This is a genomic window from Centipeda felix (assembly GCF_900186465.1).
In the GTDB taxonomy this organism is placed as follows: domain Bacteria; phylum Bacillota; class Negativicutes; order Selenomonadales; family Selenomonadaceae; genus Centipeda; species Centipeda felix.
The window spans coordinates 398,727-422,896 of sequence record NZ_LT891958.1 but is presented as its reverse complement, the minus strand read 5'-3'; the positions used below and the strand labels follow the sequence as shown (position 1 = coordinate 422,896).

Below are 24,170 nucleotides of genomic sequence, written 5' to 3'. Positions count from 1 at the left end.
TGAGCGATAATTATGTACCATTCTGCAGCTTTGGATAGAGCCGCTCTGCGTTCTCCGTCGTATAGCGTGCGACGTCCTCGATGGTCTCGCCGCGAATCTCGGCGATCTTGGCGGCGATATACGTGACGTAGGCGGGCTCGTTGCGCTTGCCGCGCAGGGGTACGGGAGCGAGGTAGGGGCAGTCCGTCTCGACGAGGAGTTTATCCGCAGGGGCTTCGCGGACGATGTCGGGCAGTTTCGCCGCATTCTTGTACGTGAGCGGCCCGTCAATGCCAATGTACCAGCCCATCTTCCACAGCTCACGAGCCATCTCAAGACTGCCCGAGTAGCAGTGGAGGACGCCCGTGAGCCCCGCCCCCTCGGCGCGCAGCATGGCGAGCGTGTCGCCGTGCGCCTCGCGGTCATGGATGCAGACGGGAAGCCCCGCCTCGCGTGCGAGGTCAAGCTGCGCTGCAAGGAGGTCGCGCTGCAAGGCGCGGCGTGATGCGTCCTTTTCCCAGTAGTAGTCGAGTCCGATCTCGCCGATGGCGACGACCTTCGGATGCTGGGCCCACGTGAGGAGCTGACGGCGCATTTCGTCCGTCAGCACACACGCGCTCTCGGGATGGATGCCGACGGCGGCATAGAGTGCGGGATATTCCTCCGCATCCTGCACCGCCTGCGCAGATGCTGCCATCGTGTCGCCCATGCTGATGATCTTCGTTACGCCTGCCTCACGCGCGCGTGCGATCACGTCGCTGCGGTCATCGTCGAATTTTTCATCGCAGAGGTGGGCGTGCGTGTCGATGAGCGTCATGCCTTCTCGACCTCGATGCGCGGGAAGAGCTGCTCTGCCGTGCCGACCGTATGTCCGTCAGGTGTCGTGCCCCATGCGGCGATGTCCGCCAGCTGTACGGCGTCAAAGTCTGACGTAAAACCGAGCTGTTCGTGGATGCGGCGTGCCGTCGTCGGCATAAACGGCGCGATGAGGACGCTGACGATGTGCAGCGTCTCGACGAGGTGATAGAGTACAGCGTCAAGCTCTGCCGTCTTCGCCTCGTTCTTGGCGAGCGTCCACGGCGCGGTCTCGTCGATGTACTTGTTCGTGCGCGAGATCAGTGCCCAGACGGTCTTTACTGCGGCGGAGAGTTCCAGCGCGTCCATCTGCTCCGTATAGTCGCGCACCGTCGCCGCCGTCATCGTTTCGAGTGCCGCGTCGAAGTCCGTGCGCCCTTCCCCCTTTGGGATAACGCCCTTCCGATATTTTTTTGCCATGGAGAGCGTACGGTGAAGCAGGTTGCCGAGATCGTTCGCCAGATCGGAGTTGATGCGTCCGATGAGTGCATCGCGCGAGATATTGCCGTCCTGTCCGAGTGCGATCTCACGCAGGAGAAAGTAGCGGATGGCGTCCGCGCCGAACTCCTCGATGAGGGCGACGGGGTCGACGACGTTGCCGACCGACTTCGACATCTTGGCGCCGTTGACGATGAGCCAGCCGTGCCCGTAGACTTTCTTCGGCAGGTCAAGTCCGAGCGCCATGAGCATACAGCCCCAGATGATCGTGTGAAAGCGCACGATTTCCTTGCCGACGAGATGCACGTCCGCCGGCCAGTATTTATGGAACATTTTCTTGTCATGGAGGTAGCCGATCGGCGTGAGATAGTTCGTCAGTGCGTCGAACCAGACGTAGACGACGTGCTTCGGGTCAAACGGAACGGGGATGCCCCAGTCGAACGAGGTGCGCGAGACGCACAGATCCTCCAGTCCCTGCTCGATGAAGGCGATCATCTCGTTGCGGCGTGAGACGGGCTGGATGAAGTCGGGATGCTCGTTGATGTAGGCGAGCAGACGATCCGCATACTTGCTCATGCGGAAGAAGTACGCCTCCTCGGAGACCTCCTGCACGGGGCGGTGGCAGTCGGGGCAGCAGCCGTTCTCGTCGAGCTGCAGCTTCGTCCAGTAGCTCTCGCACGGTGTGCAGTAGAGCCCTGTGTACGCGCCCTTGTAGATGTCGCTCTGATCGTAGATGCGCTGGAAGATGTCCTGCACGAGCTCATGGTGGCGCGGCTGCGTCGTACGGATGAAGTCGTCGTAGGAGATGCCGAGCAGCCGCCACAGCTCCTGAAAGCTCGCAACGATGCGGTCAACGTACTGGATGGGCGTGATGCCCTCCTTCTCCGCCGCCTGCTGGATCTTCTGCCCGTGCTCATCCGAGCCGGTCAGGAAGAACACGTCGAAGCCCGCGAGCCGCTTGTAGCGCGCAATGGTATCCGCAACCGTCGTGCAGTAGGCGTGACCGATGTGCAGCTTCGCGCTCGGGTAGTAGATGGGGGTGGTGATGTAAAATGGAGTCTTTTCACTCATAAATCATGCCTCGTTTCGATATAATTTCCTGTATATAGTAGCACAGAGTGTGCGGGGTGACAACTGCGGCGCCGTTCTAATCTACAAGTTCTCTCCGGACACGAGGCACACATTCTCCTGTGCGGCGGCATCACGCAGTCGCTCGGTGAAACCATAGAAGGAAAAGATCATATAGTGATAGTTTCCCGGGTGTTTCTCTTGCGGCATTTTGTTCTTCAGCTGCCGGAGTACGTCAAGATCGGCGGGCGTATGGCGAAATTTACATTCTGCGAGCAGAAAGTTCCGCTCCGCGCGATCTGCGGCGACAATGTCGATCTCCTCCGATACCGTGCGCCTTTTCCCCTCGGCGGTATGCGTGACCTTCTCCCACCAGCGGCCAATCTTAACAAAGTGAAACGGCAGGTCATTTGCACGATTGCGGCGGCGTAGATATTCGATGCAGATTTGTTCGTAGGCGCGAGAGGTGAACTCGTGCAGCTGGGGTGAAATGAGATGCTCCCATACGCCTGCCGCGTCGCCCGCCTCAAGCTCCGAGTGGCTGCCGTAGAGAAATGCGTACCAGAAACGGAAGTATGCGTCCGTCAGCTGATACAGTCCACGTCCGCTGCCCGCCCGCTCCTTTACCGTGGAGAGCACAGAAAACTCCCGCGTGACGATGCCGATCTCCATAAGGTTCTTTAGGTAGACGCTGATTTTCGTCTTTTCGATCTGCGTCTTGCTGTGGATGAGGGCGAGCGTATTGTTGCCGAGTGCCACCGCCTCGATGATGGCGTTGTAGACGCTCGTCTCGCGCAGCTCCTGCCGCAGCAAGAACTCCACTTCGCTGTAGAGGACACAGCCCCTTTGCAGGATGTTCGTGCAGATATTTTCTTCGAGGGATTTCTGGGGTTGAAACTGAATTAAATAGTAGGGAATACCACCGAGAATCGCATAGACTGCGACCTGATCCTCCACGCTGTACTGTGGGAAAAACTCCCGCACGTTTACAAAGGGCAGCGGCGGCAGCTTGTAGATGCCCGTCGCCCTGCCATACAGCGGATTGCGCTCGGCGAGCAGCTCGTTCTCGATAAAGCTCATCGCACTGCCGCAGAGGATGAGCATGACGTTTGCATGCGAGAGCTCATGATCCCAGAGATTTTGCAGGATGGACGGCAGCTCTGGATGGCTCGCGCACATATAGGGGAACTCGTCGATGATGAGCAGTTTCTTCCCCTCAGATGGGACATCCTGTATGCTCCTGAGCGCTGTCTCCCAATCCGAAAACGAGGTCAGAAAATGCGCCGCAGGGATGCCCGCCTGCAGGATGCGCTTTGAAAAGCGGGCAAGTTGCTCCTGATCGGTACACTCCGTACAGGCGTAGAATACGGCAGACTTATCCCGTGCGAACTGCTGCAGCAGCTCTGTTTTTCCAATGCGCCGCCGTCCATAGAGCACGATGAGCTCGGCGCGTTCCGAGTCATAGCGCTCCTGTAAAAAATCTAGCTCACGTTCACGACCGATAAACACAATATCACCATCTTTCTAATCACGATTATTATAATCGTGATTAGAAAGATTATACAACGGCACTGAGAAAACAGCAAGGGAAACGCGGATAAAATAGTCCTTCAGATGGGTGTGGATCTTTTATCCTCCTCCGCCAGCACGGCCTGATACACATCCCGCCGCGAGATGCCGAGTTCCTGCGCGGTGCGGCGCATGGCTTCCTTCTTGTCGAGGCCTGCGGCGATATGTGCTGCATAGTGCTCTATGAGGGACATCTCCTCCCCATCATCCGCAGCGACATTCTCATCTGCGCCCGCGACGACGATCACGAACTCGCCGCGCGGCTCGTTCTCCCGGTAGTAGTCTGAGAGCTCGCCGAGCGGCGCACGGCGGAACTCTTCGAACTTCTTCGTCAGTTCGCGTGCGGCGCACGCCTGCCGCTCCCTTCCAAGGCACTCTGTGAGAGCGTCAAGCGTTTCACGCAGACGATGCGGCGCCTCGTAGAAGATGAGCGTCTCGGGGGAGGCGGCGACGCGTGCCAGCACCTCGCGCCGTTTCTTTTCCTTGCGCGGGAGAAAGCCGACGAAGGTGAATCCTTCGAGTGGGAGTCCCGCACAGATGAGTGCGGATAGTGCGGCGTTCGCGCCCGGCAGCGGGGTGACGGAGATGCCGGCGGTGACGGCGCGGCGCACAAGATCCCCGCCGGGATCGGCGATGCCCGGGAGCCCCGCATCGCTGACGCAGACGATGGTCTCCCCTGCCTGCATCCGTGCGATGAGTTCGGGGCCCTTGGCATCCTTGTTGTGCTCATGGTAGCTGGTCATGGGCGTATGGATGTCGTAGTGCGCGAGGAGTCCGCGCGTATGGCGCGTGTCCTCGGCGGCGATGAGATCCGCCGTGCGCAGCATCTCAACGGCGCGGTAGGTGATGTCGCCGAGGTTGCCGATGGGCGTTGCACAGAGATAGAGCCGTCCGTTTTCGTTCACTGCTGTTCCTCCATTTTGTCATTCCTACCCTGTTTTATACGGGACGGATGCACTATTGTCAAGGGAAACCAAAAGAAAACCGGGGGAAATCGTCATGTCCTTAAAATTTCGATTATATTTTGCTGTTTTCGCTTTTAATTCTTCCTGCATTCATATATAGTATAGGCATTAAATACATCAATAGGGAAATGATGTGAGGTGTTTCAGATGGAAGAGAAGACACATATCCTCATCGTGGAGGATGAGACGCGAATTGCCCGTTTTTTGCAGATGGAATTAGAGCACGAGGGCTTTACGGCCGAGATCGAGGGGAACGGTACGCGTGCCTATGAGCGCATCATTCAGGAGAATTTCGACATTATCCTGCTCGATGTGATGTTGCCCGGCATGGACGGGATCGAGATTTGCCGCCGTGTGCGCACGGTGTCAAACGTGCCCATCATCATGCTGACGGCGCGCGATGCGGTGGAGGACAGGGTCGAGGGACTCGACATCGGTGCGGACGACTACATCACGAAGCCGTTTGCCGTGCCTGAGCTGATCGCACGCATCCGCAACGCGCTCCGCCGCCGCGATATCTCGACGGACGATGCATCCGACCGCCTGACGGTGAAAAATCTCATCATGTTCCTCTCGCGCTATGAGGTGCAGGTGGATGGGGAGACGGTCGCGCTTACAAAGCGCGAGTATGACCTCCTGGAGTATCTCCTGCGCAACAAGCGTACAGTGCTGACCCGCGATCAAATTCTGCAGGAGGTATGGGGCTTCGACTACACGGGCGAGACCAATGTCGTCGATGTCTACATTCGCTATCTGCGCGCCAAGCTGGATGACCGCTTCCATAAGAAGTACATTTATACGGTGCGGGGCGTCGGCTATGTGGTGCGCGATTAGGAGACGCCTGTCGGACTGGGCTGACCGCTGTCTCTATATCCGCATCTCAACCAAGATCACGTTGATGTATGCCGCCATCCTCTTTTTCGTGCTTATTCTTTCTACGACGATTCTGGGGATGGGCGCATACATCTTTTTTTATCGGCAGGCAGAGGTCGATCTCGACCGCAGTATCCGTCATGTGATGAACAACATCGAGAGCGGAAATGCGGCCGAAGCGAAGTTCTGGTTTGAGGGACCCGTGATCCCCGGCGTGATCGTGCGGATAACGGATGATGCGGGGCGCGTTGTTCTCGATACGGATCCGCACTTTCCGTCGAATGCGGCGATCGAGCAGGGCCGAGTGCAGACGCCGTTCTGGGCAAACCCCGAGATGGAGGTCTCCGAGTTCCGCAACGGCTCGGTCTATCATGCTCAGCGTACGATCGAGTACGGCGGCACCACCTATCGGATTCATTTTTTACGCACGATTACGACGGAAAAGGATTTTTTCTACTCGCTGCAGCGGCTGCTCTTCTATACCGTTGCGATCTGCTTTGTGCTCGCGCTCATCGCAGGGCATTTCATCAGTCGGCGCATTCTGACACCGATTCGCGCGATCACGCGGACGGCGGGCAGCATCGAGGTGGAGCGCCTCGGACAGCGTCTCACGATCCCGCGCGCGCGCGATGAGCTCTCGGAGCTGGCGCGTACGTTCAACCGAATGCTTGAGCGTCTGCAGGAGGGCTTTGTCCAGCAGCAGAGGTTTGTCTCGGATGCCTCCCATGAGCTGCGCACGCCGCTGACGGTCATCCTCGGATACTCCGACATGCTCTCGCGCTGGGGGCGTGAGGATAAGGAGATCCTCGAGGAGGGCATCACGGCGATCCGCTCTGAGGCGGAGAATATGCAGCAGCTCATCGAGAAACTGCTCTTCCTCGCGCGTGCCGACCAGAAGCGTCAGGCAGTGCACAAGGAGACGGTGCTTCTTGCGGAGATTCTCTCGGATACGATGGAAAAGATGCAGATGGTGACGAGCTCGCACGAGGTGGTTCTGGATAGGAACGACGAAGCGGTGGTCAGCGCCGATCCCGTTCTCCTGCGTCAGCTCTTCCGCATCTTCCTCGAAAACAGCCGAAAGTACACGCCTGCCGGAGGCCACATCCGTGCGTCGTCCATCATGGCCGCGGACGGCAAATCCGTCACGGTGACGCTCTCGGACGACGGCATCGGTATCGCGCCGGAACATCAGGCGCATATCTTCGAGCGGTTCTACCGCGTGGACTCCTCGCGTACGAAGGAGACGGGCGGCTCTGGGCTGGGTCTCTCGATCGCCCGATGGATCGCCGAGCAGCATGGCATCCGCATCGCGGTGAAGAGCGCAGAGGGGCAGGGGACTGCCATCTCCCTTGTGATGCCGACACTTAAATCATAGTGTATACTGAAAAGGCGTCGCCCATGGGCGGCGCCTTTGTGATACAATAAGAGCAAGAAATCACGGATAATACGCATGGAAAAGAAAGGACGGATTGCGATGAAAATCCTCATCACGGGAGCGACGGGACAGCTCGGCTATGACTGCGTGAAGGAGTTCCGTGCGCGCGGGCACGAGGTACACGGCGTCTCCTCGGAGCTCTTTCCGCTGTCGGACGAGAATGTCATGCGTGCCGTCATCGAGGCGACCGAGCCGGACGCCATCCTCCATGCAGCCGCATACACCGCCGTGGACAAGGCAGAGGACGAGCCTGCTCGCTGCCGTCTCATCAATGCGGCGGGGACGGAGATCCTCGCACGTCTTGCCGCGGAGCGCGGGATCAGGCTCCTCTACATCAGTACGGACTACGTTTTCCCCGGGACGGGCACGACGCCGTATGAGACGGATGATATGACGGGACCGCGCAACGTCTACGGTGCGTCGAAGCTCATGGGCGAGGAGGCGGTCATGGCGCATCTCTCCCAGTACTTCATCGTCCGCATTTCGTGGGTGTTCGGCATCCACGGCAAGAATTTTGTCAAGACCATGCTGACCCTCGCGCAGGAGCACAAGAGTCTCTCCGTCGTCGGCGATCAGGTTGGCTCACCGACCTATACACATGACCTCGCTTCGCTGCTCGCCGATATGATTGCATCGGAGAAGTACGGCATCTACCACGCGACCAACGAGGGCTTCTGCTCGTGGGCGCAGTTCGCTGCTGAGGTCTTCCGTGCGGCAGGGAAGGCGGTGAGCGTCACCTCTGTGCCCACGCACAGCTATCCGACAAAGGCGGTGCGCCCGCTGAACTCGCGCCTCAGCAAGAAGAGTCTCGATGCGGCGGGGTTCCGCCGCCTGCCCCCGTGGCAGAATGCCGTGGCGCGGTACATCGAGGAGCTGCGGCAGGAGGAGGATGGAGGATCTCCGTCCATGATGCAGAATGCAGAAGCCTAATCAGAATACAGTAGGTCTGATGTTGACGGGGGCGTGACAAGACACGCCCATTCTGCTATAATAACGGATGTTTTTTTATATCCCATCATCGATTCCCTAAGGAGGAGATTTTTTGTTCAGAAGTATCAGCCGCAAATACCGTGAGACGGCACTCATCAAGCTCATCGCGGTCGGACTTATCATCGGTATCCTCATCGCGCTCTATGCGCCCGCCGCAATCCCACTCGTCGCCGTGCTCGGCGACGTGTTCGTGCGTGCCCTGAAGGGCGTCGCACCGATCCTCGTCTTTGTGCTCGTTATGAATGCCATGGCGCAGCGCACGGTCGGTGCGGGATCAGCGCTCAAGCCCATTGTGCGCCTCTACGTTATCGCGACGTTCCTTGCGTCCATCGTCGCCGTAGCGTTCTCGTTTGCCTTTCCCTCGTCTCTCCACCTCGTCGTGGCAGAGGCGTCGGTTACACCGCCGAGCGGCATCGTCGAGGTTGTTCACAATCTGATCCTCAACGTCGTTGACAATCCACTCCACGCCATTGCAAACGCGAACTACATCGGCATCCTCGCGTGGAGTATTCTTGCAGGCGTCGCCCTGCAGAAGGCAAATGCAACGACAAAGAATACCGTGCGCGACTTTGCCGTCGTCATGACGCAGATCGTCCTCTGGGTCATCCGCTTTGCCCCGTTCGGCATCATGGGACTCGTGGCGGACGCGGTCGGCACGAATGGCACGGATGCGATTGTCAGCTATCTGCATCTGCTCGCCGTCCTCCTCGGGGCATTCTTCTCTGTTGCGCTTATCATGAACCCGATCATCGTCTGGCTGCACATTCGCCGCAACCCGTTCCCGCTTGTTATCACGACGCTGCGCGAGAGCGGCATCTACGCATTCTTTACGCGCAGCTCGGCGGCAAATATCCCCGTCAATATGCAGCTGTGCAAGCGCCTCGGACTGAACCCTGATATCTACTCCATCTCCATTCCGCTCGGCGCAACCATCAACATGAGCGGCGCGGCGATCACGATCGCCGTCCTTTCCCTCGCAGCAGCATATACGCTGAACATCGCGGTCGATCTGCCGACGGCACTTCTGCTCTGCCTTGTCGCCACCGTCGGCGCGTGCGGCGCATCGGGCGTTGCGGGCGGATCGCTGCTCCTCATCCCCGTTGCCTGCTCCTCGTTCGGCATCAGCAACGACATTGCGATGCAGGTCGTCGGCGTCGGCTTTATCATCGGCGTTCTGCAGGATTCCTGTGAGACGGCGCTCAACAGCTCGACCGACGTGCTCTTTACCGCGACGGCAGAGTTTGCCGACCGTGCGCGTGCGGGCACACTCAAGGATGAGGACATGGTACCGAAAGACGAGACCTGATCCTCCCGGTAAGACAAGAACCTGCCATAGATTTTATGACCTATGGCAGGTTCTTTTTGCCTGTATCTTTTTAGAAATAGCGAAGCCGCCGATTAAGTGTCACGCCGAGCGCTGCTGCAGCAACGGCTTTGATGAGATCGCCCGGGATGAACTGGACGAGCGCCATGAAGGCGGCGCTAATGCCGACGAATTTATCGCCGAAGAGAATGGTCAGCCACAGCGTCGCAAAGAGATATGTGATGGGGACGCTGATGAGCGCGCCGACGAGGGCGTAGCGTGGAAAGGACGGCGTATGTCCCTTGAGGAGGCTCATCAGTGTATAGGCGACAAGAAACCCGATGAAAAAGCCACCGCGCGGTCCCATGATGATGCCGAGTCCGCCGACACCGCCCGCAAAGACGGGCAGGCCAATCGCGCCGATCAGTGTGTAGCCGATGAGCACGACGGCGGTCTGGCGCGGGGTCAGGACGAGTGCCGCGAGGCACATGACGAAGGTCTGCATCGTCAGCGGTGCCATGAAGGGGACGGGAATGGCGATATAGGCACTCACGCAGATCAGCGCGATGCAGAGCGCCATCCGCGTGGTATTCCGGACGGAGAAAAAACGATCATCGTACGATATCATAACAATAATGCCTTCTTTCTAAGGAAACACTGATAAAATGAGGTCTGCCAGATTGGCGTAGATTTTTTCGTCCGAACGAGGTGGAAAACCGGACGCAGAGTGGTGCTCTGTGGAGGATTTTCCGCCGAAGTACGGGCAAAAAAGATGCGTCAAGATGGTTGTACCGAATTTATCAGTGATTCCCTTATATGGAGAAATTATTTGCGGCACAGGCGGATGATGATGTCCTCGAGCAGTTCGTCGCCCGCCTGTCCCGTCTTCAGCAGGTAGTCGGCATCGGCGAGGGCGAGGACGGCATCCCGCAGCGCGGATTCTCGAAAGCCGCGCGCGTGCCCGCCGAGTTTTTCGGCGATGAAGGGGTGCAGCCCCATGATCTTGCCGAGCCCCTTGGGTGGTGTTCCGCTCGCGAGGAGGCGCCGCGCCTGCCAGAGCTGGCGGACGTGCCGCGTCAGGAGGGCGAGCAGTACGGTGAAGTGCACGCCGTCTGCGCGGCAGCGAGCGAGGAGATCCATGGCGCGCCGCACGTCGCGCGCGCTGATGGCATTCATGAGCGCAAAGACGGAGACCTCGGGCATCTCCGAGAACGCCGCGCGCAGATCCGCCTCCGTGAACTGTTTGTTGTCGGTGTAGAGCGTGAGCTTTTCCAGCTGCCGGTCGAGAAACTCCAGTGAGATCGTCTGCATCATGCCGACGACATTCAGAAAGAATGTGCGCGCCTCGCGCTGCATGGAGCGCCCCATCTCGCGCAGACGCTCGTTCAGCCATCCCTCGACATTCCACGGACGCACGGCCTCGCTCTCGAGGATGCGCCCCGTCTTCTGCACTGTCTGATAGAGTTTGCGCCGCTTGTCGGGCTTTGCATTGAGGGTAAATACGACATAGGTCGTCGGCAGGAGGTTCGTCAGGAGGGCGAGAAGACGCTCCGCCGCAGCGTCCTTCGGCGCAGGTGTATCGCCCTCCGCCGCCTTTTTCCCCGCGCGAAAGACGGCGGCGTCATGGACGAGGACGACGATCTTGTCCGTGAAAAAGGGGGCGGTCTCCAGTGACTCGGCCAGCGCGTCGATGGCGGGCATCTCCTCATAGCGGATGAGCGCGTCTGCACGCTCGGCGGCATCGGGCAGGAGACGGCGCAGGATCGCCTCCTCGGCGCGGCGGATGTAGTACGGTTCCTCCCCGGCGAGGAGGTAGATCTGCGGCGGCGTGCCCTGTGCGAGCGACGCCATAAACTCATGAGCGTTCATCGGCGATAGCGTGCCAGCTCATCGCCGACCGTCGTCGGCTCCGTGTGCCCCGAGTAGAGCACTGTATCGGGCGGCAGGGTAAAGACCTGCGTCCGAATGCTCTCCCAGAGTGCCGACGTGTCGCCGCCCGGGAAGTCTGTGCGCCCGACGCTCGCGAAAAAGATCGTGTCGCCGACGAACGCGATACCGTCGTGTGCGCTGTAAAAGATGCAGGAGTCCGTCGTATGCCCCGGCGTATAGCGCACCTCAAGTGACAGCGCAGGATTTGCTGCGAGTGCGATGTGCGCGCCGTTGGCGAACGTCTCCACATCGGCGAGCGTCACGGGCGCACCGCCCCATGTGGAGAGATTCCAGTTCGGGTCGCTGCAGTAGCGCGGGCTCTCCGCAGCGGCACAGACGGGACAGGGAATGTGTGCACGGAAGTCGTCCACGCCGCCGATATGGTCGAAGTGACAGTGCGTGAGGAGCAGCTGCTCGATCGTCCAGCCGCGCTCTGCGGCGTGTGCGGCGAGTCGACCGCCCTCCGCGCCCGCGTCGATGAGAAAGCCGTGCTTTGACGCGTCGTCGATGTAGAAATAGGAATTGGTCGGGATCATATCGCCGACGGTGACGCATTCGATCATGGGTGAGACTCCTTTGTCCATTCGTAGGCACGGCGCGGTGTGCCGTCCGCGACATAGATCGTGCCGCAGAAGACGAAGCCGCCCGCGCACAATAGATGCTGCATGGGGTGATTGTCCTCGTGTGTATCGGCACGCAGATGGCTGTGCTGTGTGCGTGCAAAGTCCAATACGGCGCGGAATGTGCCGCGGTGCGAGCCGTCGCTGCCCACGCGGTGGAGCGTGGCGTACGGCGTATCGTCGCGCCACGCTCCGTTCTCGATGTGCGCGTATGTCGGATCATCACCCGCGATGAGGACAAAGGCGGCGTAGGGAGCGGCGCCCGCATCGTGGAGAACGTAGCTCACGCCGCGCGCGATGTCCGCGCGGAGGAGCTCCTCTGCGGGATAGCCGCCGCTCCACTGCGTAGGGTTGCCCACCGCGCGCATCGCTGCGCGTGCCGCGTCGTAGATGCGCAGCATCTCCGGGATGTCCTGTACTGCTGCCTGTCGTATCATGAAATTTCCCCCCATATTTTTCCCTTATTTTACACGATCGGGAGGGATTTTGAAAGCCATGTTTGTCGATGTGTGCTATACTGTCAAGGTTAAGGAAGCAGGGATCAATTCAGCACCGCCGTCTTCGTCCATCTTTTTCGCCCTGTGCCGGCAAATCCTCCGCATAGCCTCTGCTGTGCGTCCGGTTTGCTGCCTCCATCGGAAAAAATCTACGCCAATCTGAGACACTGTTTTATCAGAGATTCCTTAAATTCCTCGCAGGGAGGGGAAATCCATGCGCTTATGGCTCATCTATGCACTGCTCTCGGCGCTGTGCGCGGCGTTTGTCTCGATCTTCGGCAAGGTTGGGCTTGCGGGGCTCGACAGCAGTGCCGCGACGGCGGTGCGCGCCGTCATCATGGCACTGTTCCTCATCGGCGTGGTCATCGCCGAGGGACATGCGGGCAGCCTGCCGCAGGTCTTCGCCGACACGAAGGCACTTGGCTTTGTCGCGCTCAGCGGCATCGCGGGCGCGCTCTCGTGGCTCTTCTACTTCATGGCACTCAAGGAGGGAGCTGTCTCACAGGTCGCGCCGATCGACAAACTCAGTGTCGTCTTTGCCGTCCTCCTTGCGATCCTGATCTTCGGCGACAAGATCAGCGTCCTGCACGGCGTCGCCATTGCGCTGATCGCGGCAGGCGGACTCATCTTGGCGATATTTCCCTGAGAAATATCATCTGTATTTGTACACAAAAAAAGAACCCCACATGCCGATCTTTTGCATGTGGGGCGACTTTATTCCTCTTTTTCATGAATCTTTTTTGCAGCGCGTGCCAAATAGTCTGCGATTTCGCCCGTGTGCTCTGCGGGCACCCAAACGGGAGCCTTCGGTTTCCACATATCATCGCTCTTCTTGCGCCAGAATGGTGTGATGGCAGTATAGCGCCGCCCGCGCGAGCGGATGATCGAGACGCGGATCGCCTGCGTTGCTGAGATCTCGAGCATTCCGATCTCCGTGGTCGCGTCGATGCTCAGCGCAAAATCCTGTGCCTTTTTCAGGTTTTGCGCTCGTGTTGTCTTTGTTGCCATACTTATTTCCTCCCGATAAATTCATTCTCTCCTGTTCATCATACCAATTTTTGGAGGAATTGCAATGTTTTTTATAGGAAATACCCCGCGTGGAAGCGTTCTGTTCCTATGCGGGGTATTCCGTATGGCCATTATTCATCTGTGTACCGCAGGGTCAGCCGCCCCGTCGCGCGCGTTGCAGCGAGATCGATGACGCGCTGGTTGCGCGAGCCGCGAAAATGGAGGGTGAGGTCGCGCTCCTCCTCGCGGTAGTCGCCGTCGACGAGGACGTCGAGCTCGTCGAGGAGGGCATCCACGGCGGGGTTTTTCTGTGCACGCAGCTCCTCAAGGGTGTAGCCTGTGTAGCTCCAGACATCGAGACCCCGTTCGTGCGCCGCGCGTGCGAGAGGAAGCAGTGCTGCGGGCTGCAGAAAGGGCTCACCGCCGCTGAGGGTGAGCCCTGTGAGAAGAGGATTGGCGTCGAGGTCTTGAAGCACCGCGCCGACGGTGGTGACCCGTCCGCCGTCCGTCGGCTGTGTATCAGGGTTGTGACAGCCGGGACAGCGGCGCGGGCAGCCTTGGGTAAAGACGGTTAGCCGTATCCCCTCACCGTCGACGATGGAGTCGCGCGCAATCCCTGCGATACGGATCTCAGTGGAGTCCGTGCTTGACACGCTCATGCTCTTCTGCCTGCTTTGCGTTGTTCCAGCGATCCGTCGTGCCAACGAGGTAGCCCGTGATGCGGCGGATGCGCTCGAACTTCGGCTGACGCATCTCGTAGCCGAGGGTGACGCGGCCGTCGTCCGCTCCCGTAATGGAGAGACGGTCGAGCTTCTCGTTGGTCTGCCCCTCGATGTAGGCGATGTAGTTCTCAACCTCGTGCGGGGTGATGTCCGAAAGTCCGTTGACGGTGACGTTGATGTCGTTGACGATCATGCTTCATTCTCCTTTTCCCGCGCGGCGGCGGGTCTTTGTTAGCGTTTGCGGCTCTGTGCCGCTGCGAGTAGAATTATACAACATCTTGTGTATGAACGTCAATAGAAAATCTATATATAGTTGTTTGTACACAAAGTTATCCACAAGGATTTTTAGGAACAGCATGGGACTTTCATAAAAAAACCCGCTGTCATGCGGCTTGAGGGGGCATGACAACAGGTTGTAGTTATCCACAGTTTCCCTAGGGAAAAGCTGTGCATCCTGTGGATAAGAGTGGACGGATGTGTGATGTTCCATTAGATACTATGAGCAGCTGCTTCGCATGGACAACGCGTCATGCATTTTGTGCCTTTGTCGGGGCAGGTGTCTCTGCGGGTGCATCCTCCTGTTCCTGGATGACTGTGCGGATGGGGTAGGGGATGTCGATGCCCTCGATACGGTAGCGATCGGTGAGTGCCTTGATGAAATCGTGGATGATGAGTCCCTGCTGGTCGAACTGGCTCGACGGCAGGATCACGGCGAAGTCGATGGAGGAGTCGTTAAATTTCGTATAGCGCACGAGCGGCTCGGCGTTGGGGTTGTTGTCAACGCGCGCGAGCACTTCCTTTGCCGTCTCGATGGTGACGCGCTCGACCAGCGCGAGATCACTGTCATAGGCGACACCGACGGGGACGCTGATGTTGAGGCTGCGCGTGGGCAGGCTGAAGTTCGTGATGTTCGCGCCTGCAATGGTCTTGTTCGGAATGACGACGGTGTTGCTTGCGCCGACGGGGACGATGGTGGTGAAACGCCATGCGATGTCAGTGACACGTCCCTCCTCGCCTGTGCCGAGACGGATGTAGTCGCCGATGCGGATCTGCTTCGAGAGAATGAGGTGCAGCCCCGCGAAGATGTTGGCGAGCGTCTCCTGCAGGGCGAGGGCGACCGCCATGCCGCCGACGCCAGCGGCCGTGAGGATGGGCGCGATGGAGATGCCGTAGTACTGGAGGATGACGAGGACACCCATGACGTAGATGACGCCGATGAGGATGTTGTTGAGCAGCGTGGTCTTCGGGAGATCCTTGTTCGACCGCTCAAAGTACATGGTGACGACGCCGTCCACCGTACGCGCAAGGACACGCGTAATGGTGATGACGTTGCTCGTGAAGAGCAGATAGGACAGCATTTTCGTCAGGGTCGGCGAGATCTCGACGGCATCGATCGCCCAGTAGAGGCCGATGATGAAGCTGAAGAAGATCGGCACGCCGTGCATGGAGCGGATAAAGACGTATTTCCACGTGCTCTCATCGACCGCAAGGTGATGGTTGATGTAGCGGCGGATGAGGCGGTCGGTGATGATGCCGACCGTGAGTGCGCCGAGGACGATGCAGGTCGGGACGAGAAGGAGCGCGACGAGTGCCTTGACGTCAAGGGACTGCAGAGATGTAAACAAGAGGGACTCCTTTCATGAGAGAAGCAATCAATAGTTATGTAAGAAACTCTTCGCACGATGCCATGAGCTGCATCGTGCCGGACGGACACGCGATGGAGAGACTGAACAGAGGCGCGGCGGGCACAGCGCTGCCGAGCGCATGGCGTGGCGGGTCGATGATGGAGACGGCAGAGCCGTGCGCGCGCATTTGTGAGGAGAAATGTCCGTTGATGACGTTGAACAGCTCGCAGGCAGCATCGACGGCGAGGTCACCCATGCCGCTGAGGGAGATGCCGCTGTACCCCGAGGCGAGCGCGTAAAATGTGTCGAGCGAGGCGGCGAGCGCGACGATGAGCGGACTGCCGTTCATCGTGAGATGCTGGGATATGGTGATGTAGGGCGGATCTTCCGCTGCCTGTTCCGCCGTCGCCGTGATGTGGGCATAGGCGGACAGCCCCGCGAGAAAGCTCTCCATATACGTTGCATGCAGCTCGGTCATACGTCCTCCAGGCGCCGCCGCATCTTGCCGATGGCGGCGGTGATCTCGCTGTCCGCGTATGGCTTTCGGATAAAGAGGAGCGCGCCGCACTCCTCTGCGGCGGCGATGTTCTCCTCCGTGGCGGCGGTGGAGAGGATGGTGACGGGCAGCTGCGGCCGCGCAGCGTGCAGGCGCCGCAGAACGCTGATGCCGTCGAGCTTCGGCAGGATGAGGTCGAGGAATACTGCATCGGGTGCGTCGGCGTCGACGCGCGCGAGCGCCTCCTCTCCGTCGCGTGCCTCGACGACGCTGTGGCCGCGGTCACAGAGCTCCGCTTTGAGCTTCATGCGCACGAGGCGCGAGTCGTCAACGATGAGAAATTTCATCGTGTTCCTCCTTTGCAGGCAGTGCCGCCGCCCCGAAGGCGCAGGGCAATAGCTCGGTGGGGGTCATGACGCGCACCGCACCCGCCGTGTTTGCAAGCAGGATGCGGCGGATGGGGAACTCCATAAGCATCTGCCGGCACATGCCGCAGGGCGCACAGACGTCGGGGCTGTCCGCGATGACGGCGAGTGCTGCAAAACGCCGCTCGCCATGGCTGACCGCTGCCGCGAGGGCGGCGCGCTCGGCACAGATGCCGACGGGGTAGGAGGCGTTCTCGACGTTGACGCCCTCGTAGACGCTGCCGTTCTCGGTGAGGAGTGCCGCACCGACGGCAAAGCCGGAGTACGGAGCGTAGGCGCGTGCGCGTGCGGCAGCGGCACGCGCGATGAGTTCATCGTCCGTCATGCGGCTGCCCTCCCTCTAGCTCAAGCCCCTCACGCTTGCGCGCGGCATACTCGCGGTTGAGGATGCCGAGAATGACGAGGTTTTCGTAGGTATTCTGATAGAGAATGGTCTCGCGGATGAGTGCCTCGCGCACCATGCCCTCGCTCTCATAGAGGTGGAGGGCACGCGCGTTGTAGTCCTTGCAGTCGAGCCATGCGCGGTGCGCGCCCATGTCCTCAAACGCCCATGCCTTGAGGAGCTTCATCGTCTCGTGCCCGTAGCCGAGCCCCTTCTTTGCGATGACGACGTGCGTCCACTCCTGTTCCTTGGACGGGAGCAGCAGCCCGCCGACGTGCAGATAGCCAACGCGCTCCCCGCTGCCGCGCTCTTCGACAATGATGTCGAGGGCGGCCTTTGCCTGCGTGATAATGATCGTGTGCTCTTCGCGCGTGAACGGAACGATGTAGTTCCTGTTGTCCGCGTCCTCCTGCAGGGCACATATATAGTCGATGTCCTCCTCGGCGGCGCGGCGCAGGATGAGGCGCGGCCCCTCTCTTAGTAGTTCAGCCATAGTATATCCTCCCACTCGTGACAATAATGTTCCTCTATTTTACATGGAAGGGAGGGGGAAATGCAAATCTTTCCTCATGAGCAGGGAATGATGTTGACGATACGGAATGAAAAACATATAATGAAGATTACAGCTTAGGGAATGTAAACAGCTTAGGGAATGTAAATAGAAGCGGAGGGCAACCATGGAGGAGCAGAAAAAACTGTCGGTACGCGATGTGCTGTGGCGCAAAAAACACGCGCGGGACAAGGTGCTCGATGCCGTGGGGAAATTGTGCGAAGAGGCGTGGGCTGTGGTAGAGAAGCTCGCCAATGACCGCACATCGTCGGCGAAGGACGCCGCGCAGGCGAGGGAACTTGGGCTGCGGCTGCGCGCGCTCGGCTATCTCATTGAGGGCGAGCACTACATCGACCGCATTGCCTTTGAACTGCGCAGCAAGGAGGTTTATCTCAAGACCAACGAGGTCTCGCAGGCGTATGTCGCGGAGATGGTCGTCTCCTTTTTGGATACGATCATCGCCTATGTCACGCAGAGTACATGGGACGACAGGGACCTGCGCGGCCCGTACACGGATGCACTCAAGCAGTCGCTGAATGCGATCCGCCAGTCGCTGGTTCCGGAAGAAGAAAAGCAGGACGATTCTAAGGAGGATCGTTGATTAGGGGGATTTCCATACATGTTTGGTATGTCAATGGACATAGGAATTGATCTGGGGACGGCAAATGTGCTCGTCTATGTGAAGCGGAAGGGGGTTGTCCTGAAGGAACCGTCGGTCGTGGCGGTCAACCGTGATACGAATCAGGTGCTCGCCATCGGCGAGGAGGCACGGCAGATGATCGGGCGTACGCCCGGCAATATCATCGCCATCCGCCCGCTGCGCGACGGCGTGATTGCGGACTATGACATCACGGAGAGCATGCTGCGCTTCTTCATCGACAAGGTGGTTGGACGCAGCATAGTCTTTCGTCCGCGCATCATGATCTGCATCCCCTCGGGGGTGACGATGGTGGAGCAGCGTGCCGTACAGGAAGCCGCTGAGCAGGCGGGCGCGCGCCACATCCAGCTCATCGAGGAGCCGCTCGCAGCGGCGATGGGCGCGGGCCTTGATATCGTGGAGGCACAGGGCTCGATGGTCGTCGACATCGGCGGCGGCACCTCAGACATCGCCGTCATCAGTCTCGGCGGCGTTGTGACGAGCGCGAGTATCCGCGTCGCGGGCGATACCTTCGATGAGGACATCATCGACTATGTCAAGCGCGAGTTCAATCTGCTCATCGGCGAGCGCACGGCGGAGGAGATCAAGATCCGCGTCGGCGCGGCATATACGGCGGCGCGGCGCGAGCAGATGGAGATCCGCGGCCGCGACCTCCTCTCGGGGCTGCCGAAGAACATTACCATCTCCACGGCGCAGGCGTCGTCCGCCATCGAGAACTCGGTCATGCGCATTGTGGACTGCGTGAAAAAGGTGCTCGAGGAGACACCGCCGGAGCTCGCTGCCGACATCATGGATCGCGGCATCGTTCTGACGGGCGGCGGCGCTCTGCTCTATGGCATGGCAGAGCTCATCCTGCGCGAGACGGGGACGCCGACGATTGTCGCCGATGACCCCATGTCCTGCGTTGCCCTCGGCTGCGGCAAGGCTCTCGATATTTTCGATAAATTCGACGGCAAGGCGACGAACACATCGTTTGGACGTAAGAAATAAATAAATAGAGGGAAAACGAAATTTACAGCGAAATTAACACTAGGAGAGTATATTTCGTTCGGGAAAAGAGGGAAACGCTATGTGGAGAGGACTCTATATCGCCGCCTCCGGCATGATTACAGAGACGAAGCACACGGATATGATCGCGAATAACCTCGCCAACGCCGCGACGACGGGCTACAAGCGCGACGATATGGCGGTGCGTGAGTTCGAGCCGATGCTGCTGCGCCGCATCAATGACCACGCGGCAGACACGGATGTGACGAGCTTTAAGGGGTTCCGCATCCGCTCGGGTGCGCCGATCGTCGGCACGCTTGGCCTCGGCTCCGCCGTGGATGAGATCGCGACCGACCACATTCAGGGTGCGCTCCAGACGACGGGGAACACCTACGACTTCGGCATCTCGGGGCAGGGGTATTTCATCATTGATACGCCGCAGGGACAGCGCTACACGCGCGACGGCAGCTTCTACCGCTCCTCCACGGGGCAGCTTCAGAATGTGCGCGGACAGGCCGTGCTCTCGCCGCAGGGACAGCCGATCACGATTCCCGCCGATGCGCGAAACGTGACGGTGTCGAGCGACGGGCGCATCTATGCGAACGGCAGACAGATCGCGCAGCTCGGCTTCGTCCAGTTCGATGAGGAAAAGGCGGTCATCAAGGAGGGCGACAACCTCTATAAACCTCAGCCCGGGGCACAGCCGCAGCAGGCGACGGGCGTCATTGAGCAGGGGATGCTCGAGATGTCGAACACGAGCGTCGTCACGGAGATGGTCGAGCTCATCAACAACTACCGCGTTTATGAGGCGGGCTCAAAGGCTGTGCAGACGCAGGATGCCCTGCTCGACAAGGCAGTCAACGATGTCGGACGTACGAGTTAAAAATACTTAAGAAATTCATCAAAACTTCCGATATAAAAGTGAGTAAACTGTCATCCAAAATTCTTGGAGGGGGACATCGACTATGATGCGAGCACTTTGGTCTGCGGCGTCCGGCATGAAGGCGCAGCAGTCCCAGATGGATGTCGTCGCGCACAATATTGCCAACGTCAACACCTACGGCGGCAAGAAGGTACGTGCCGAGTTCCAGGATCTTGTCTACCAGACGCTCCGTGAGGCGGGCGCACGAAACGGCGCGGATTCGCAGTACCCGACGGCACTGCAGATCGGTCTTGGAACACGCCTGGCGGCGACCCAGCGCGTCTTTACACAGGGCGCACTTCAGACGACGGATAACCCGACCGACATCGGCATCCAAGGCGAGGGATTCTTCCGCGTCACGATGCCCGACGGGACGACCGCATACACGCGTGACGGCACATGGAAGCTCGACAGCGACCGCCGCATGGTCACGACGGACGGCTACCTGCTCGCCGACGGCATTACGATCGGGCAGAATGCACCGCTGGACTCCATCACGATCTCCGGCGATGGCCGTGTCTCCTACCGTGAGGCAGGGCAGAACCAGCAGCAGGAGGCGGGACAGATCACGCTTGCCCGCTTTGTCAACCCCGCAGGGCTGACGTCCGTCGGCAAGAATCTCTTCGTCGTCTCCGATGCATCGGGCGAGGCGATTGAGTCGAACCCGGGCGAGGACGGTGCAGGGACGCTGACGCAGGGCACGCTCGAGATGAGCAACGTGCAGATCGTGGAGGAAATGGTCAACATGATCGTCTCCCAGCGTGCGTACGAGTCCAACTCCAAGGCGATCACGACCTCCGACTCGATGTTGGAGATCGCGAACCAGCTGAAGCGTTGATTCGGCACAGAATTTTTACAGCCATTCTATTCCTATGGAGTGGCTTATTCGCTTTTTTGTGGACGGGTACGGGGCTTGCTGCCTCCTATGGGTACGGGCAGGCCGTCCGCTTCCCGAACGTCCTTTCCGCCGCACAGCTTGCGGAGCTCGCGCAGCAGAAGATCGAGGAGCAGCTCGCCGCGGTCGGTGAGACGCGCCGCCACGAGGTGCATCTCCAGCACCGGGCGGGGACGATGCGTCTGCCGGCAGGCGAGGTGACAGCCGTTGTCGCCTTCCCGCGCGGCGTTCCCTACGGGCGGGAGTTCCCCGCCGCCATTACCGTCTATGTGGACGGTGTACTGCAGCGGCGCGCCGCGTGCTACTATCAGGTCACGGTCTATGACCATGTGCTCGTCGCGATGACGGACATTCGCATGGACGAGGCGATCACGCCTGCCAATGCGCACGTCGAGGAGAGCGCGGTGGATACCCTGCCTGAGACGACGGTCACGGACTTTGACCGTCTCGCGGGACGCGTCGCGGGACGCTACATCCGCAAGGGCACGGTTATCACGCCAACCCTCCTCGCGATGCCGCGCGTCTTGACTGCGGGCAGTCCTGTGACGCTCGTCGCGGAGAATGGCGGCATCACGATCCGCGCAGAGGGCGTAGCACTGGAGGCGGGACGCATCGGCTATGTGATCCGCGTGCGCAATGCACGATCGGGGAAGATCATGCGCGGGCGTGTAGTCGACGAGAAGACGGTTCAGATTATTGCATGATCTGCAGCAGGATAGAGAGAGTTCCATAAGGAGTTCATCATGCGTAAAGAAAAATGGCTAGCGGGCGTGCTCGCCGCCACGCTTGCGGTGGCAAGTTTTGCACCGACCGCAGCGGCGGAATCCCTGTGGAAAAACGCCAACGGCTATACGACGAAGTCCGTGTTTACCGACCACCGGGCATCGAACGTCGGCGACATTGTGACCATCGTCATCAGCGAGTCGACGACGACCTCGGCGACGCGCAACAGCTCGAACGAGAAGAGCGGCTCGGTGAAGCTCGGCGGCGGTATCGGCATCTTTGATTTCCTCCAGGCGGCATCGGCGAGCGGCTCGGATAAGTTCACCGCAAAGGGATCCGCCTCGGCGACGAATCGTGTCGCGGGCAATGTCACCGTCACGATCTCAGAGATCACGCCGGCGGGCAACTTCGTCCTCGAGGGAACGCAGTCGATATGGCAGAACCGCAACGAGCACAAGATCACGTTCCGCGGCATCTGCCGCCCCGAGGACATCTCCGCATCGAATACGGTGCTCTCGACGCGTGTCGCGGATGCCACCGTGCGCTTTGACGGCAAGGGACCGCTCAACGCGAAGCAGCGGCAGGGCATCCTCACGCAGATCTTCAATATTCTCTTCTGACGGGAGGCGCTCTTTATGAAGAAAATATCCGTCCTTCTGCTCCTCCTTGCGCTCCTCATCGGGGCTCTGCCGGGCGTTGCCGCGGCGGATTCCGCCGTGACGCGCATCAAGGACATCACGAAAGTGCAGGGCGTGCGCAGCAACCAGCTCATGGGCTATGGTCTTGTCGTCGGACTTGAGGGGACGGGCGACGGCTCGAGCTCGGGCGAGACGGTGCAGTCCATCGCCAATATGCTTGTCAGCTACGGCATCAATGTCAATGCGTCGTCCATCAAGCTGAAGAACGTGGCTGCCGTCATGGTGACGGCGACGCTTCCGCCGTTCGTACGCGAGGGCGACAGCCTCGATGTGACGGTCTCCTCCATCGGTGACGCGAAGAGCCTGCGCGGCGGAACGCTCCTCCAGACACCGCTGCGTGCGGGCAATGGCGAGGTCTACGTCGTGGCACAGGGCGCAGTCTCTACGGGTGGCTTCTCTGCATCGAGCGGCGGCAGCAGCACGACGAAGGCATTCCCGACAGTCGGTATCGCCGTGAATGCGGGCATCGTCGAGCGCACAGTGGAGGATGACATCGGCACGGATGGGCATATTGCGCTCTCCATCGCAAAGTCGGACTTCACGACGGCGGCACGCGTCGCAGGTGCCATCAATGCGCAGTACGGGAACATTGCCCAGGCGACGAACCCGGGACGTGTGGATGTTGCCGTGCCCTCGTACTATCGCGGCAACGTGGTCGGCTTTGTTGCCTCGATCGAGGATCTGCCGGTACGTCCCGACAACATTGCGCGCGTTGTGGTCAACGAGCGTACGGGAACGATCATCATGGGAGGCGATGTCTCCGTTGATGCGTGTGCGATCACGCAGGGTGGGCTGACCATCCGCATCCAGGGAAACCCCGATGTCTCGCAGCCGGGACCGTTCAGCTACGGCAATACCGTCGTGACAGACAGTCCTGACATTCAGGCGTCGGAGACAAAGGGGAATACGATTGTTCTGCCGGCGACGACAAACGTCAGCGACATCGTCGGCGCACTCAACACGGTCGGTGCGACACCGCGCGACACGATTTCGATTTTACAGGCGATGAAGGCGGCAGGCGCACTGCACGCTGAGCTGGATATTGTATAAAGGGAGACAGTGATATGACCATACAGCCAATCGGAGATGGTTCACTGCTCAGCAACGCGGCACAGACCTCCTATGATGCGGCGCGCATGAGTGCCGAGGGAAAGTCGTTCAAGGCGACGCTCGATGAGCTGCAGCGCAAGGCAGATGCTGTGCAGAGCCGCACGAGCGAGACCGCGCAGACGGGCTACGTGCCAAAGAATCCCATGACGGCGGACGAGCTGCAGCAGAAGAAGCTGCGCGAGGCGTGCGAAGGGTTCGAGGCAATGTTCCTCAGTATGATGTATAAGCAGATGCGCGCGACTGTACCCGAGAGCGATCTCTTTGGGAAGAAGTCAAACGCGATCAAGATTTTCGAGGATATGCGCGACACGGAGCTGATGAATCAGGCCGCAAAGAGCGGCGGCATCGGTCTTGCAGACATGATGATGAAACAGCTGTCGCCGACCATCCGCAAGAGATGAAAGAGTAAAAAAAGGGGGAGCTGGAACAGCATCCCCTTTTCTGTTGT

At 59.6% G+C, this 24,170-nt stretch carries 29 protein-coding genes; 13 read left to right on the top strand and 16 right to left on the bottom strand.

The window, feature by feature from the left end; translation table 11 throughout:
• Positions 1–10: 10 nt before the first annotated feature.
• The 4 genes from C1713_RS06505 to rsmI all read right to left on the bottom strand — a co-directional run bounded on the left by C1713_RS06505 (position 11) and on the right by rsmI (position 4,814).
• Positions 11–796, bottom strand: a complete 786-nt coding sequence (locus tag C1713_RS06505) for a TatD family hydrolase (protein WP_102493376.1) — start codon at positions 794–796, stop codon at positions 11–13.
• On the bottom strand, positions 793–2,343 hold the full coding sequence (gene metG / locus C1713_RS06500) for a methionine--tRNA ligase (RefSeq protein ID WP_102493375.1): 1,551 nt from the start codon (positions 2,341–2,343) through the stop codon (positions 793–795). The genes C1713_RS06505 and metG overlap by 4 nt, the downstream gene beginning before the upstream one ends.
• Before the next feature lie 81 nt (positions 2,344–2,424).
• Positions 2,425–3,849: an ATP-binding protein gene (locus C1713_RS06495; RefSeq protein WP_102493374.1), complete on the bottom strand. Its 1,425-nt coding sequence runs from the start codon at positions 3,847–3,849 to the stop codon at positions 2,425–2,427.
• A gap of 101 nt (positions 3,850–3,950) precedes the next feature.
• Complete coding sequence (gene rsmI, locus C1713_RS06490) at positions 3,951–4,814, bottom strand: 16S rRNA (cytidine(1402)-2'-O)-methyltransferase (RefSeq protein ID WP_102493373.1); 864 nt, start codon at positions 4,812–4,814, stop codon at positions 3,951–3,953.
• A gap of 207 nt (positions 4,815–5,021) precedes the next feature.
• On the opposite strand from rsmI, the gene C1713_RS06485 reads away from it, so the two are divergent.
• The 4 genes from C1713_RS06485 (at position 5,022) to sstT (ending at position 9,478) form a co-directional block, all read left to right on the top strand.
• Positions 5,022–5,708 carry a response regulator transcription factor gene (locus C1713_RS06485; protein WP_102493372.1) on the top strand — a complete coding sequence of 229 codons (687 nt, stop codon included), beginning with the start codon at positions 5,022–5,024 and terminating at the stop codon, positions 5,706–5,708.
• A complete protein-coding gene (locus C1713_RS06480) occupies positions 5,692–7,122 on the top strand; it encodes a sensor histidine kinase (RefSeq protein ID WP_039981333.1) in 1,431 nt (476 codons plus the stop codon). Before C1713_RS06485 ends, C1713_RS06480 begins: the two co-directional genes overlap by 17 nt.
• A 99-nt stretch (positions 7,123–7,221) precedes the next feature.
• Positions 7,222–8,112, top strand: coding sequence for a dTDP-4-dehydrorhamnose reductase (rfbD, locus tag C1713_RS06475; RefSeq protein WP_102493507.1), 891 nt, complete (start codon positions 7,222–7,224; stop codon positions 8,110–8,112).
• A gap of 112 nt (positions 8,113–8,224) precedes the next feature.
• Positions 8,225–9,478 (top strand): serine/threonine transporter SstT, encoded by a 1,254-nt coding sequence (gene sstT / locus C1713_RS06470; protein ID WP_102493371.1) that lies wholly within the window; start codon positions 8,225–8,227, stop codon positions 9,476–9,478.
• A 70-nt stretch (positions 9,479–9,548) separates the two neighbouring features.
• On the opposite strand, the gene C1713_RS06465 is transcribed toward sstT, so the two are convergent.
• The 4 genes from C1713_RS06465 to C1713_RS06445 form a co-directional block, all read right to left on the bottom strand.
• On the bottom strand, positions 9,549–10,103 hold the full coding sequence (locus tag C1713_RS06465) for a biotin transporter BioY (protein ID WP_009753815.1): 555 nt from the start codon (positions 10,101–10,103) through the stop codon (positions 9,549–9,551).
• Between the two features lie 197 nt (positions 10,104–10,300).
• Complete coding sequence (gene holA / locus C1713_RS06455; RefSeq protein ID WP_102493370.1) at positions 10,301–11,344, bottom strand: DNA polymerase III subunit delta; 1,044 nt, start codon at positions 11,342–11,344, stop codon at positions 10,301–10,303.
• Positions 11,341–11,967, bottom strand: a complete 627-nt coding sequence (locus C1713_RS06450) for an MBL fold metallo-hydrolase (RefSeq protein WP_102493369.1) — start codon at positions 11,965–11,967, stop codon at positions 11,341–11,343. Before C1713_RS06450 ends, holA begins: the two co-directional genes overlap by 4 nt.
• The gene (locus C1713_RS06445) at positions 11,964–12,461 is read right to left on the bottom strand and encodes an N-acetyltransferase (protein WP_245871011.1); all 498 of its coding nucleotides are present in this window, start codon (positions 12,459–12,461) and stop codon (positions 11,964–11,966) included. The genes C1713_RS06450 and C1713_RS06445 overlap by 4 nt, the downstream gene beginning before the upstream one ends.
• Positions 12,462–12,735: 274 nt before the next feature.
• On the opposite strand from C1713_RS06445, the gene C1713_RS06435 reads away from it, so the two are divergent.
• Positions 12,736–13,167, top strand: a complete 432-nt coding sequence (locus tag C1713_RS06435; RefSeq protein ID WP_102493367.1) for an EamA family transporter — start codon at positions 12,736–12,738, stop codon at positions 13,165–13,167.
• A 68-nt stretch (positions 13,168–13,235) separates the two neighbouring features.
• On the opposite strand, the gene C1713_RS06430 is transcribed toward C1713_RS06435, so the two are convergent.
• The 8 genes from C1713_RS06430 to C1713_RS06395 form a co-directional block, all read right to left on the bottom strand.
• Positions 13,236–13,529 carry a hypothetical protein gene (locus C1713_RS06430; protein ID WP_009753821.1) on the bottom strand — a complete coding sequence of 98 codons (294 nt, stop codon included), beginning with the start codon at positions 13,527–13,529 and terminating at the stop codon, positions 13,236–13,238.
• A 131-nt stretch (positions 13,530–13,660) separates the two neighbouring features.
• A complete protein-coding gene (gene nrdG / locus C1713_RS06425) occupies positions 13,661–14,188 on the bottom strand; it encodes an anaerobic ribonucleoside-triphosphate reductase activating protein (RefSeq protein WP_009753822.1) in 528 nt (175 codons plus the stop codon).
• On the bottom strand, positions 14,160–14,444 hold the full coding sequence (gene nrdD, locus C1713_RS06420) for an anaerobic ribonucleoside-triphosphate reductase (RefSeq protein ID WP_006690262.1): 285 nt from the start codon (positions 14,442–14,444) through the stop codon (positions 14,160–14,162). The genes nrdG and nrdD overlap by 29 nt, the downstream gene beginning before the upstream one ends.
• Positions 14,445–14,778: 334 nt before the next feature.
• Positions 14,779–15,876: a mechanosensitive ion channel family protein gene (locus C1713_RS06415; RefSeq protein WP_102493366.1), complete on the bottom strand. Its 1,098-nt coding sequence runs from the start codon at positions 15,874–15,876 to the stop codon at positions 14,779–14,781.
• A 34-nt stretch (positions 15,877–15,910) separates the two neighbouring features.
• Positions 15,911–16,354 (bottom strand): hypothetical protein, encoded by a 444-nt coding sequence (locus C1713_RS06410; protein ID WP_102493365.1) that lies wholly within the window; start codon positions 16,352–16,354, stop codon positions 15,911–15,913.
• A complete protein-coding gene (locus C1713_RS06405; protein ID WP_009753826.1) occupies positions 16,351–16,719 on the bottom strand; it encodes a response regulator transcription factor in 369 nt (122 codons plus the stop codon). Before C1713_RS06405 ends, C1713_RS06410 begins: the two co-directional genes overlap by 4 nt.
• Positions 16,700–17,122, bottom strand: a complete 423-nt coding sequence (locus C1713_RS06400; RefSeq protein WP_102493364.1) for a cytidine deaminase — start codon at positions 17,120–17,122, stop codon at positions 16,700–16,702. Before C1713_RS06400 ends, C1713_RS06405 begins: the two co-directional genes overlap by 20 nt.
• A complete protein-coding gene (locus C1713_RS06395) occupies positions 17,109–17,672 on the bottom strand; it encodes a GNAT family N-acetyltransferase (protein ID WP_102493363.1) in 564 nt (187 codons plus the stop codon). The genes C1713_RS06400 and C1713_RS06395 overlap by 14 nt, the downstream gene beginning before the upstream one ends.
• A 184-nt stretch (positions 17,673–17,856) precedes the next feature.
• Here C1713_RS06395 and C1713_RS06390 point away from each other — a divergent pair, with 184 nt between their 5' ends.
• The 8 genes from C1713_RS06390 to C1713_RS06355 all read left to right on the top strand — a co-directional run bounded on the left by C1713_RS06390 (position 17,857) and on the right by C1713_RS06355 (position 24,123).
• Entirely contained in the window at positions 17,857–18,330 is a 474-nt protein-coding gene (locus C1713_RS06390; RefSeq protein ID WP_009753829.1) for a hypothetical protein, read from the top strand.
• Between the two features lie 18 nt (positions 18,331–18,348).
• A complete protein-coding gene (gene mreB / locus C1713_RS06385) occupies positions 18,349–19,377 on the top strand; it encodes a rod shape-determining protein (protein ID WP_102493362.1) in 1,029 nt (342 codons plus the stop codon).
• 79 nt (positions 19,378–19,456) lie between these two features.
• Positions 19,457–20,257, top strand: a complete 801-nt coding sequence (flgF, locus tag C1713_RS06380) for a flagellar basal-body rod protein FlgF (protein ID WP_050341655.1) — start codon at positions 19,457–19,459, stop codon at positions 20,255–20,257.
• An 82-nt stretch (positions 20,258–20,339) separates the two neighbouring features.
• On the top strand, positions 20,340–21,134 hold the full coding sequence (gene flgG, locus C1713_RS06375) for a flagellar basal-body rod protein FlgG (RefSeq protein ID WP_009753832.1): 795 nt from the start codon (positions 20,340–20,342) through the stop codon (positions 21,132–21,134).
• 56 nt (positions 21,135–21,190) lie between these two features.
• Positions 21,191–21,895 carry a flagellar basal body P-ring formation chaperone FlgA gene (gene flgA / locus C1713_RS06370; protein ID WP_245871010.1) on the top strand — a complete coding sequence of 235 codons (705 nt, stop codon included), beginning with the start codon at positions 21,191–21,193 and terminating at the stop codon, positions 21,893–21,895.
• Between the two features lie 39 nt (positions 21,896–21,934).
• The gene (locus tag C1713_RS06365; RefSeq protein ID WP_009753834.1) at positions 21,935–22,534 is read left to right on the top strand and encodes a flagellar basal body L-ring protein FlgH; all 600 of its coding nucleotides are present in this window, start codon (positions 21,935–21,937) and stop codon (positions 22,532–22,534) included.
• A gap of 15 nt (positions 22,535–22,549) precedes the next feature.
• Positions 22,550–23,662 (top strand): flagellar basal body P-ring protein FlgI, encoded by a 1,113-nt coding sequence (locus C1713_RS06360; RefSeq protein WP_009753835.1) that lies wholly within the window; start codon positions 22,550–22,552, stop codon positions 23,660–23,662.
• 14 nt (positions 23,663–23,676) lie between these two features.
• Positions 23,677–24,123 (top strand): rod-binding protein, encoded by a 447-nt coding sequence (locus C1713_RS06355; protein ID WP_102493360.1) that lies wholly within the window; start codon positions 23,677–23,679, stop codon positions 24,121–24,123.
• The last annotated feature ends 47 nt before the right edge of the window (positions 24,124–24,170 follow it).